General features: G+C 44.4%; 10 protein-coding genes. 3 read left to right on the top strand and 7 right to left on the bottom strand.

Features of this window, described 5'->3' with window-relative positions:
• Positions 1-23: 23 nt before the first annotated feature.
• Both dnaJ and ACGE0T_RS07480 read right to left on the bottom strand, forming a co-directional pair.
• Positions 24-1181, bottom strand: a complete 1158-nt coding sequence (dnaJ, locus tag ACGE0T_RS07485) for a molecular chaperone DnaJ (protein WP_459189907.1) — start codon at positions 1179-1181, stop codon at positions 24-26.
• 36 nt (positions 1182-1217) lie between these two features.
• Positions 1218-1802, bottom strand: a complete 585-nt coding sequence (locus tag ACGE0T_RS07480) for a nucleotide exchange factor GrpE (protein ID WP_459189906.1) — start codon at positions 1800-1802, stop codon at positions 1218-1220.
• Between the two features lie 208 nt (positions 1803-2010).
• Between ACGE0T_RS07480 and ACGE0T_RS07475 the strand changes: the two genes are divergently transcribed.
• From ACGE0T_RS07475 to corA, 3 genes are read left to right on the top strand one after another with little or no spacing between them, the layout of a single operon-like run.
• A complete protein-coding gene (locus ACGE0T_RS07475; RefSeq protein ID WP_459189905.1) occupies positions 2011-3429 on the top strand; it encodes a DUF4136 domain-containing protein in 1419 nt (472 codons plus the stop codon).
• A gap of 14 nt (positions 3430-3443) precedes the next feature.
• On the top strand, positions 3444-5921 hold the full coding sequence (locus ACGE0T_RS07470) for an endonuclease MutS2 (RefSeq protein WP_459189904.1): 2478 nt from the start codon (positions 3444-3446) through the stop codon (positions 5919-5921).
• A gap of 11 nt (positions 5922-5932) precedes the next feature.
• The gene (gene corA / locus ACGE0T_RS07465) at positions 5933-7015 is read left to right on the top strand and encodes a magnesium/cobalt transporter CorA (RefSeq protein WP_459189903.1); all 1083 of its coding nucleotides are present in this window, start codon (positions 5933-5935) and stop codon (positions 7013-7015) included.
• A 201-nt stretch (positions 7016-7216) separates the two neighbouring features.
• Here corA and ACGE0T_RS07460 read toward each other — a convergent pair whose 3' ends face one another.
• The 5 genes from ACGE0T_RS07460 to ACGE0T_RS07440 form a co-directional block, all read right to left on the bottom strand.
• On the bottom strand, positions 7217-8362 hold the full coding sequence (locus ACGE0T_RS07460) for a leucine-rich repeat domain-containing protein (RefSeq protein WP_459189902.1): 1146 nt from the start codon (positions 8360-8362) through the stop codon (positions 7217-7219).
• Between the two features lie 496 nt (positions 8363-8858).
• The gene (locus ACGE0T_RS07455) at positions 8859-9995 is read right to left on the bottom strand and encodes a helix-turn-helix domain-containing protein (RefSeq protein WP_459189901.1); all 1137 of its coding nucleotides are present in this window, start codon (positions 9993-9995) and stop codon (positions 8859-8861) included.
• 183 nt (positions 9996-10178) lie between these two features.
• Positions 10179-10469: an HU family DNA-binding protein gene (locus ACGE0T_RS07450; protein WP_459189900.1), complete on the bottom strand. Its 291-nt coding sequence runs from the start codon at positions 10467-10469 to the stop codon at positions 10179-10181.
• A gap of 66 nt (positions 10470-10535) precedes the next feature.
• Positions 10536-11738 (bottom strand): RNA-directed DNA polymerase, encoded by a 1203-nt coding sequence (locus ACGE0T_RS07445; RefSeq protein WP_459189899.1) that lies wholly within the window; start codon positions 11736-11738, stop codon positions 10536-10538.
• Between the two features lie 3 nt (positions 11739-11741).
• Positions 11742-11990 (bottom strand): hypothetical protein, encoded by a 249-nt coding sequence (locus tag ACGE0T_RS07440; protein WP_459189898.1) that lies wholly within the window; start codon positions 11988-11990, stop codon positions 11742-11744.
• Between the last annotated feature and the right edge of the window lie 78 nt (positions 11991-12068).

The raw sequence follows: 12068 nt of genomic DNA, 5'->3' as shown, positions 1-12068 counted from the left end.
CTATTAATAACATACACACGAAATCAATCGAACATATGTCTGAACTTGTCAAATATTTTCTCTTTCACCGACTTTTTAGGCTGGAAATTAGGAGAGTTTTCCAAACCGTTCAGAACTTCTTTTTCTGAAGGCGACAAGGTTTCCGGAATGTATACACTCACATTTACCAGCAAATCACCGGTTCCATAACTGTTAACCGAAGGCAATCCTTTATTACGCAGGCGAAGCACTTTACCAGGCTGTGTACCCGGATCAATTTTAACTTTCGCTTTACCATCCACAGTCGGTACCTCTACGTTCGTACCTAAAGCTGCCTGGGGAACACTCAACAACAGATTGTACAACAAATCGTTTTCATCACGAATCAATTCAGGATGCGGTTCTTCTTCAACCAGAATCAACAAATCGCCATTCACACCGCCATGACGTGCTGCATTCCCTTTTCCGCTCATGGAAAGCTGCATCCCTTCCGCCACTCCGGCAGGGATATTGATTGTGATCACTTCTTCATCACGAACAATACCTTCGCCATTACATTCGGTACATTTCTTTGTAATGATTTTACCTTCACCGCCACAAGTAGGACAAGTACTCTGTGTCTGCATCTGTCCCAATATCGTATTGGCAACACGGGTTACATAACCGCTGCCATGACAGGTATCACAAGTCTTGGCGCTATGCTCGTCTTCAGCACCACTACCATGACATTTCGAGCAGTTTACGTATTTCTTTACTTTGATTTTCTTTTCAACTCCGTTGGCAATGTCTTTCAGGGTCAGCTTTACTTTCACACGCAAATCCGAACCACGGTTCACACGACGTCCGCCACGTGAACCACCGCCAAAGCCACTGAAGCCGCCAAAACCGCCGAAATGCCCGCCGAAAATATCCCCGAATTGCGAGAAAATATCTTCCATAGACATTCCACCGCCAAAGCCGCCTCCCTGGGAAGCACCACCAACCCCGGCATGCCCGAACTGGTCATAACGTTGGCGTTTCTGAGGGTCACTCAATATATCATACGCCTCCGCTGCTTCCTTAAAATTCTCCTCAGCCTGTGCATCACCAGGATTCTTATCCGGGTGAAACTGAATTGCTTTTTTGCGATACGCTTTCTTTATTTCATCTGCCGATGCACTCTTTGAAACACCAAGCACTTCATAATAATCTCTCTTAGCCATCTTTGTATTTGTCGTTATTTGCCTGTCTGCCGGTTATTATTCTCCCACTACAACTTTAGCATGACGGATTACCTTGTCGTTCAAAGTATAACCAGTCTGTACACAATCCAGAACCTTTCCTTTCATATCCGGTTCCGGAGCAGGTATAATAGCAACAGCTTCAGCTTCTTCCGTATCGAACGGTTTGCCTACGGTTTCGATAGGCTTTACTCCCTGTTGTGATAAATATCCCATAAACTTATTGTAAATCAGCTCTATTCCTTCGTTAATAGCTTCTATATCTTCAGTCTTACGGATATTTTGCAAAGCACGTTCAAAATCATCAATAATAGGAAGAAGATGTGTCAAAGCACTTTCGCCTCCATTTTTAATCAACTCGGACTTTTCACGCAAAGTACGCTTACGATAATTGTCATACTCAGCCATCAAACGGAGATGGGAGTCATTTAATTCATCATATTTCTTTTGCAACCCGTCCTGTTCGTCCGCCACATTGTCAGCAACGCCATTTTCTTCTGCCGCATTTGCCGCTTCATTCTGCAAATTTGTCGCATCTTCAGTATCCTGAAGTTCCTGATTGCCTGCCATTTCTTCCTGTTTATTAAAATCTTTCTTACTCATATGAAATTATATTTTTCTATTATTATTTAATTATCAATGGTATACGTGCACTACAATAAATCCGTATCTTCACATACGGTTTCATATTGTAAGACTATTACACCTTTATACCAGCAAATATACTGCCAACTGCCCCTTATACTTCAAAAAATATCTTTACCTTTGCCTATGTTTGTGTTTCATATAGCATTATAATAAGATTTTGATTATGAAGAGAACGATTTTGTCCGTATTATTATTATTTGCTTTTCTAAATGGTTTTGCTCAAAACCGCACTATTTGCAGAACAGGCATCTCATATGATATCAGTAAAAATAACACTTGGGGAAAAGACAGGCCCATTGTAACCGGGATAACACCTTATTCGCCGGCAGAACTGGCAGGCATAAAACCTTCAGATATTATCCTCACTATTGATGGCGTACAAACCAACAACCTATCGATTAAGGAAATTGAAGAATTGCTTAATCCTGCCGGAAAAAGTGAAATATTACTTACTGTAAGCAATTTCACTAATCCGTCCAAAGAAATTCTGGTTAAGAAAGAATGCAAAAAAAGCAATGCGATTACGGAAGAACAATTGGCATCCGCTTTTTCCATGTATAGCCTGGAAACAAACAGTGAACGGGATTTTGTTTGTCCATTCAAGACAAGTGTTACAGCAGACCCTGTCGATTTCACCAAATTCAAAACTTTTGCATTTTCCGAAATTGACGAGAATAACAGCAAACTGGAAACGACCATCAACGAATGTATTGAAAAGGAATTGACCAAAAAAGGGCTTACCGTAGATACTTCGTCCCCTGACATATTGATACAGACATTCTATTTCTTTGATAAAAATCCGAATTTCAAAGGAGTCAATCGAATACAGATAGAAAGAGACCCGACTTACCGGTATAATATGCTGAGAAATAAAATGGAAAAGTTCCCGTTCCTGAGCAGTTCCACTCCGGAAGCCGAAGCTGAATACCTGTTACAACTCGGCATTCGCCTGATTGACCAGAGCCATGTGTCAGGACGTATTTTATGGGAATGCGAAGCCAATGAGCTATTGGAAAGCTCCTACCATTTGGATGAATATGCCCGCATCTTCGTTCCGTTGATGTGTATGCAGTTTCCATATGTGAAATACACACGCAACGTGCCGTTCCGGGTAAACCAGAAGACCTATAATTACACAGGTCTGAACTACAATATCGACCGTTTGGAACAAGTGGCCAGTATAGACCGTAATTCTCCGGCTTCTACCGCCGGCCTGCGCAATTCCGACATTATCGAGAAGATTAACGATAATAAGATGAACTACTCTGCCGAGGAGTTTTCTGCCGCATATAAAGGATTCATAAGCAATACAATGAAATATCGTGATCCGGCAACACGTTTTACCGACAGCAACGGATTCAAAGATTGTATGTTCTGGGATACATTCAAATACGCCCAAGTATCGGATGCACTCCAGAGTTCCAAGAATAAAGCGGCTTTCTCCTACTTATTTTATTATGCTCCGTACATCGACTTGTCAGGAAACAATACCTGCACATTCAATATTGTACGTGGAAAAAACAAAATGGAAGTGATTGTCCGTCCCACCATCCGAAGGTCTGTGACGGTCGAAATCAAATAAAGAATTAATTACACGTGATATATCCACAAAACTTTGAACAGAAGACGGGCTTTGATAAAGTCCGTCATTTAATTTCCGAAAAATGCTTAAGCCCGCTGGGAAAAGAGCGGGTAGCCGAAATGAGTTTCTCCAACGATTATGCAACCATTACCCAGCGTTTGGAGCAAACCGACGAATTTGTCCGTATACTGCATGGAGATGTTGAATTTCCCGCCAGCTACTTTTTCGATGTACGTTACTCTATGAAACGGATACGCCCGGAAGGAACCTGGCTGGATGAAAAGGAACTGTTCGACCTGAAACGTTCCCTGCAAACCATACACGATATTATCCGCTTCTTTCGCCCTACGATGGAAGAAGACGAAGAAATCCTGTACCCCGCCCTAACGGAACTGGCAGGAGATATTCTGGTATTTCCCCAACTAATCGGAAAGATAGACCAGATACTCGACAAATTCGGAAGGGTTAAAGACAACGCCTCCCCCGCCCTTGCCCAGATACGCAAAGAAATTACAGTTACAATGAGCGGCATTTCCCGTTCATTGCAATCTATCCTGCGTGCGGCACAGTCGGATGGTGTAGTAGATAAAGACGTAACCCCCACTATGCGCGACGGGCGCCTGATGATTCCTGTCGCCCCCGCTTTCAAACGAAAGATAAAAGGAATCGTACACGACGAATCTGCCAGTGGCAAGACTGTTTTTATCGAACCTGAAGTGGTAGTGGAAGCAAATAACCGTATCCGGGAGCTGGAAGGAGACGAACGACGGGAAATCATGAAGATTCTAACGGAATTTACCAACTTCGTCCGTCCGTTAATTCCCGATATCCTGCAATCTTACGAGTTTCTTGCAGAGATAGATTTCATACGTGCCAAAGCATTGTTTGCCGAACAAATCCACGCTATCAAGCCGACTTTAGAGAACAAGCAGCAGATAGACTGGATTCGTGCCGTACATCCGATACTTTTCCTGTCCCTGCAAAAACAGGACAAACAGGTGGTACCGCTCGAAATCAGGCTGGAAGAAGACAAACGCCTGCTGATTATCTCCGGTCCGAACGCCGGTGGCAAATCCGTCTGCCTGAAAACGGTCGGTTTGCTGCAATATATGCTACAGTGCGGATTACTGATTCCGGTATATGAGAGTTCACGTACAGGCATATTCGAACATATCTTCATCGATATCGGCGACGAACAAAGCATTGAAAACGATTTGAGTACTTACAGTTCCCATCTGACGAACATGAAATTCTTTGTGAAGAACTGCAATGAAAAGACGATCCTGCTTATCGATGAATTCGGTAGCGGTACCGAACCGCAAATCGGAGGTGCTATCGCAGAAGCGCTACTCGACCGTTTCAACCGGAACCGCAGTTACGGCGTAATCACCACTCACTACCAGAATCTGAAGCATTTTGCCGAAGATACGGAAGGAGTTGTGAACGGCGCTATGCTGTACGACCGCCATTTGATGCAACCTTTGTTCAAATTGTCTATCGGTAATCCGGGAAGTTCCTTTGCCGTAGAAATCGCCAGGAAAATCGGATTACCCGAAGATGTGATAGCCGATGCTTCGGCCAATGTTGGGGCAGATTATATCAATATGGACAAGTATTTGCAAGACATCGTTCGCGACAAGCGTTATTGGGAAAGTAAGCGGCAAAATATCCGCCAACAGGAGAAAAAGCTGGAAGATATTACCGCCCGCTATGAGCAGGACTTGGATGCAGTGAATCGTCAGCGCAAGGAAATCATCAAGACCGCAAAAGAGGAAGCTGAACGTATCCTTGCAGAAGCCAATGCCAAAATTGAAAATACCATCCGGGAAATCAAAGAGGCGCAAGCGGAGAAAGAACAGACCAAGCTGGCACGTAAAGCGCTTGAAGAATTTAAATCCGCCGTCCTCTCCAAAGAGGAAGAAGATGATAAGATTGCCCGCAAGATGGCAAAGCTGCAAGAACGGAAAGAGCGTAAACAGAAAAAGCAGGACCAGCCCGCACCTAAACAGGCCTTCAACCGCGACGTCATCGAAGTGGGCGACAATGTACGCCTGAAAGGCCAGGTTTCCGCCGGAACGGTTATGGAGATACAGGGAAAACAGGCCCTCGTAGCCTTCGGGATGATTAAAAGTACCGTCAAGCTGGATAAACTGGAAAAGGTCAGCAAAGGACAAATCAAGAAGGAAATACAGAAAAGTACGTTCGTCAGCACCCTGACTACCGACAACATGCACGAGAAGAAATTGAACTTCAAGCAGGAAATAGATGTTAGAGGTATGAGGGGGGATGAAGCGTTGCAGGCCGTGACCTACTTTGTAGACGATGCAATCCAGGTTGGCGCAGAACGCATCCGAATCCTGCACGGTACCGGAACCGGTATCCTGCGGCAACTGATACGCGACTACTTGCATTCGGTGCCGGGGGTACGCAACTACCACGACGAACATGTACAGTTCGGTGGCGCCGGTATCACGGTAGTTGAACTTGAATAAAAACAAAGCGTATGAGACGAAAAGACAACACCCATCTGCACAAACGGAAACATATTTCAAACCGCCATCTGTCAGATAAATACTTTTATGCCGGCGAGCATGAAACGGTTACTGATATTCGTCTCACCCAATACAATGAGAGCATCCTCCGCAACCATGATGTCAAAACGGGGGATGCCTCTTTCCAAAAGCATGTAGATGCTAATTGCATCAACTGGTTCCAAGTAAGCGGCCTTACCAATTCGGAAGCCATCACCCGTATGGTAAACGAATTTGGAATGCACAACCTGGATGCAAAAGATATCCTTACTCCGCAACATGTGGTAAAGATTGAGGAATACGACAAGCATATGCTGATTGTCCTCAACTCCTCCTACTATGATGCCAATACGGAAATCAAATCCGAACACATCAGTATTCTGGTGACAGGAAATGTTGTCATTACCTTTACGGAAAGCAACAATCCCGTATTCGAGAGCACGTACAAGGCGTTGGAATCCAATATGCTGAATCTCCGCAAAAAAGGAAGCGGGTTGCTCCTCGCCTTCCTGCTCAATACGATTATTGCCAATCTGGTGGAGTCGGTTTCCAAAGTGGAAGAAATGCTGGAAGATATCGAAGAGACGCTACTGGACATAAAAAGCGACCAGACCAATATGGGGCCGCTTATCCAGCAACGCAGGCACGAATACATGATTATCCGCAAGAACAGCCAGCCGCTGAAAGAACAGTTTGCCAAACTGCTCCGTACGGAAAACGGTATCATCAGTAGCGATATGCTCCCCGTCTACAACGACCTGTCCGACCAGCTACTCTTTGTGATACAGACTACGGAAAGCTGCCGGGAAATCATATCCTCACTGGTAGACCTTTATATCTCCAACAACGACCTGCGTATGAATGCCATTATGAAACGGCTTACCGTGGTGTCTACAATCTTTATCCCACTGACATTTCTTGTCGGCGTCTGGGGCATGAACTTCAAAATTATGCCGGAACTGGACTGGTCGTACGGATATGCTATTGCTTGGTTTGTAATGTTGATTACAGCAATAGCCACTTGGTTCTATATGCGCAGGAAAGATTGGTTTTAATCCCCCACCTACAAATAAAAATTACTACCGCATGTAATTCAAATTAGTAGCGGTAGTAATTTCGATTAGTAGCGATAGTAATATTTTTTAACGAACAGGCATTCAAAATCCGAATCTATCCGGCAAGCTGCGTGCTGTCGGTCAGCTTGAGGTCCACCACCGTTTCCTTTTCTTCTTGCAGATTAGTCAGTCCGGCAGGCTTCAATTGCCGGTGTAGCGGATGCTCTTCCATGTGATCGCCGGGGGTTGACCTTGATAGTTCGGTGTCCAATACCACTTGCCGTCTGCCGTGGCTTTCGGCTCGGCATCCCCCGCGGCATCAGGCTTCTTGTCCTTGTTCAGTGTGAGGACGCACCGGGCAGCGTTAGGGAAACCAATGAAAGCACTCCCGGACACGTCGGCGAATGTCCCGGCAACCGTCAGTTGCAAGTTGGTCAGACTGTTGCAATTGGCAAGAAACAGAGAACCGATTTTAGTAGCGGCAGGCAGTTTAAGAGTAGTCAGCGAACTGCATCCCAGGAAGGCCGATTGGCCAATCTTTTCGGCACTGGGTAACGACACGCCGTCGGTCAGGGCTTTGCAGCCATCGAAAGCATTGTCGCCTACCTCCGTCACTGCCGGAGCGTTTACCTTCACCAGGCTTCGACAGTTGAAAAACGCATGTGCCCCTATAGTGGTAGCGACGGGGATGTCCACCTTCGTCAAGGAGCAGTGAAGAGTATCCAAGCATGCAAAAGCCTGCCCCATGATTTTCTTTCCCCGGGGCAGGCTGACAATAGAAAGGGCCCAACAATTCCCAAAAGCATTATAGCCGATTACCTCCACATTGTCCATCGCAACAGTGGTTAATGCATTACAAGACTCAAAAGCATAAGAACCGATAACTTTCACTCCGGCAGGCAGTTTCACTTCCACAAGGGCGGGATAGAGCAGAATTAAATTCCTTGATTCATCGAATGCCCTCGCCCCAAAGGCCCAAGCCGGCAGGCCTTTGCCGTCGGCATTGCGGTCTTCATCCGCATCCACATCGGGCCAGTCGGTCACACCGGTAAAGTCTATCGACGTTACACCAGACCCGGCAAAGGGATTCTTTCCGGGGGTGGCAAAATTGGCATCCACGCCTATCCTCGTCTTCTCGAACGGGCCCGTCAGTTTGAACCTGGTGATGCCTGCATCGAGGGCGACCCGGATGGCGGCTTTTACTTCGTCGGCAGTCATGGAGGTCATGTCGATGTTTTCGTAAGGTTCTTCTTTGTTGCTACAGGCAACGAGTGCCAGCAGCGCTGCCAGCCCGAGGGCGGCGATTCGTGCACGGGAAAGGTCGAATTTCAAATTGATTTCTTTCATGACATCGTTGTTTTAATTATTTATATGCTAAAAAAAATTCCGGTTTGTCGTCGGCAACTGTTGTCCAGTTGAAAAAGCGTTTTTGAAGCTCGCGGAAGTTTCCGAAAAGTTAAAAAAGCGTTTTTGAAGATTTCGGGAGTTCCTGAAGACCTGAAAAACGCTTTTTCAAGATATCGGAAAGTTCTGAAAAGCCGAAAATTGTTTTTTGAACATTTCAGGAGATTCCACAGGCTTCAAAAAACGTTTTTCAACAACCCAGGAGTTCCCGCGAGCTTATTTTTCCCGGTTTATCCCCTCTTCATCACAGAATCCCCCTTTTTCCGTGACAACCGGGTAAGCATCATCAGACTTAAAATTCATGCTTTTTCGTAACACTAAACTATCGGTTAAATGAGATACCCACAAGAACAAGCATGTGGTTTTTCGTTATTGATAACAAAAAACCACATATTTGAGGCTCTAAACATGATTTTCGGTAACTGCCTGTAAGCCCTTTTTATTTGTCTGCTTTCAGTTTTGCTTTGTAATCGGCAGGAAGTACGCCTGTTATTTTGATGAATTGGCAGCGGAAATTCGAACGGTCGCTGATACCTACTTTTTCGCCGACTTGCGAAATAGGCAAATCCGGTTCTGCTTTCATAATCTGCTGGGCTTCGCGGATACGAAGTTCCATACGCCATGCACGAAAATCAGGCGGAAGATACGTATGGAAATAGTATCGCAGAAAGGGAAGGTCGGTACCCAATTCGGCGGCAATTTCTGCTGTTCCTATATCTTTCCTGACGTAGCCTTTGGAGGCTACCCAAGCATCCAGGGCTTGTTGCAACCGCAGTTCTTTTTCCTGCAATCGGGTGGGCGCTGCCGGTGTTTCTTCCGGGATATCCGCACCCTCCGGTTCTTCTCCGGTGCTATCCGGCTCTTTCGTAGGCATGGTGACGGCTGGAAGGTAAAAACCGGCATCAGCTACATAATTATAGAAGCGGACAACAAACCAGGTATAAAATACAATATAAACTACCGTGAATACATTATATAATAATAGAGGGAGGTATGCCGACACTGCGGCTGCAATCCCTACAATCAAGGCTGCATAGAATCCGATTTTCACCCATTTGAGACGGGCATGCTCATCCTCATCATAGTAGGTTTCCAGTTTACGCAGGCTCTCGTTATATTTTTGCCTGAAAAGGCGTGTGTAATAAATCAGTTGGCAACCATAAGCAACCAAGCCGATGCAGAGGACAGGAATAGGATTCCGGCTACACAAGGCAAGGGGAAAGAATATCGCCACGGCTGCTGTTACAGCACCTGCCTGGAGAAGAGTCCGGCGGCGGGTTACATAATGAGGCAGAATGAATGTCAACAATGTTGCTGTAAAAAGCAACGACTGGAACGCGGCAGTAGCCAGTGTAAATGTGGCAATTACCCGCGTGTCTGTTTCCGTATGGCAAAAGTATTCCAGATAAGCAGGTACGGCCAACACGAAATAGGATATGGACAGTATTACCCGGGCCACATGCAACTTCGCCATTTCTTTACTGCGCCGTATCCGGATGCCGAGCAGCATGCTTCCCAACAAAGTCATTGCTACAGCCGATGCGAAAGTCAGTATGATATAGGACGAAGCGTACATATTCTTATTTTCCGCAAAGTTAATTTAAAAACACTTTTACCGTCCAATTATTTTAATTTAAACAAACGAACGCCCGAAATATCACATCCCAGACGTTCGCATAAACTAATTATTTGTTGTGTATAAGTGTAAAACCAATTAAGATTTTGATTACATTGTTTATTAATAATGTTTATGAAACTGTCAGTTAGAAATTACTTGTCCATTCAGATTCTCCAGCATCTTTTTACCGGGCTTGAACTTCACACTCGACCGGGAACGAATCATACATTTTTCACCGGTCTTAGGATTACGTCCTTCACGCTCGGACTGCATCCATAAGTGGAAAGATCCGAATCCCTGCAGTACAAGATGACCGTCTTCCTTCAATATCTTCATCAATTCCCTTTTAAACGCATCAATAAAATGATGAACATCTTGTTGTGGTACAGACAACTGCTCCGATATACGTTTTACAAAATTTCTTTTATTCATATATTATTCCTGTTTTAATTATAAATAATCATTTCTCTAACAGTTATTCGCGATTTACTCTGTCCTTTATTGCACACTTTTTATGTGTTTTCGGAGTATATACTTATTCAACCCATTACCAAAATATCCATACAGAAAAACCAGCGAACAACGACCCAGTATTTCTTTTTTTATATTCAGAGTACAAAAATGCCGCATGATGCCCAGATACGAATTGATGGATGCACACATCTCACGCAGATATACTTCGGGAGGTGCACGATTAGTATCCAGACTACTCTCCCAATAATACATTTCAGCCGCAAACTTCCTTTTTGCACGATTTTGAATGTAAATACGCCCGGGTTTTACCACTGCACCCAGAAATTCAACTCCATGCTCATAATGCTGTAATACTATTTTATGCGGATGTAACCTTATGTGTAAGGTATCCCATAAATAATTACGAATTTCAGGTATCAGTCGTTTCAGTACTTCCTTATCCTCATGAACAAGAAAAAAATCATCAACATAGCGACCATAATGTTTGATACTTAAAATCCTCTTTACATAATTATCGAACGGTGTCAGATAAATATTGCTAAACAGTTGTGATGTCAGATTTCCGATAGGCAAACCACACCCCGTAGGCGAATGGAACAGGCTTTTTGAAGGAGGCAAACCTTCCCAATCCGATACATCACCACGTCGTATACAATTTTGGGTGGGATCATTAAATATGACCAGCGGCAAAAGATATTTTGCCAATTCATACTCTTCTGAATCTTCCCAATGAATACTGTCCGGCAATTCCAGATGCCCGTATCTCTCCAGAGTTTTACAAACAGAATCATACAATATCTGCCGGTCAATATTCATGAAATACCCTTGTAAATCCAACTTCAACACATAGCAATCCTGCGTATAATTCTGCGAACAGCTACGAATATGTTTATCCAGACGCTTTATTCCGAACAAAGTTCCCCTGCCTTTCCGGCAAGAATAACAGTCATCAATAAAAATCCGTTCGAATATCGGCGAAATATAATTGAAAAGCAGATGATGCACGATACGGTCACGGAAATCGGCGGCAAAGACTTCACGTTTTACAGGATAATCCACCATAAAACAAATACTCCGTCCCACTTGGTACTTACGTTCCTCTATTTCATGGTAAAGAGCTATCAGGTTTTCTTCGAGATTCAGTTCAAAACGAAGCTGATTCGTCGAATTCCGTTTCCCGTCCCGAGCATCGAAATAAGCTTTAAATATGTCTTCTATCAAGTTCATGTACTAATTCTTAATAAATAAAAGGCGACCGGTAAATGCTTGGACGCAACGCACCGAGAACCCGTTGGCACGGTTGGAAGATGTCGCATTCAGCGTAGCGCTATTGAAGTTCACGTTGCTCGCGTTGACACTGCCTGACGGAACCGACGACGCCCAGTAGTAACCGTAGATACTCTGATTGTTGGAAGCGCCGGTACTGTTGTTACGGTTGCCCGCAGCAGGCAAAAAAGTAACCACTTTATTAATTATCAAAACGGATACACCTAAGTAAACATTATGACAACCGGGTAATTAACTAGCAGAAACATAAGGTACGCCTTTATTCCCTCA

The organism is Parabacteroides sp. APC149_11_2_Y6, from assembly GCF_054506995.1.
Note: the sequence above shows the minus strand (reverse complement) of the source record. Positions and strands in the feature narration are given on the sequence as shown.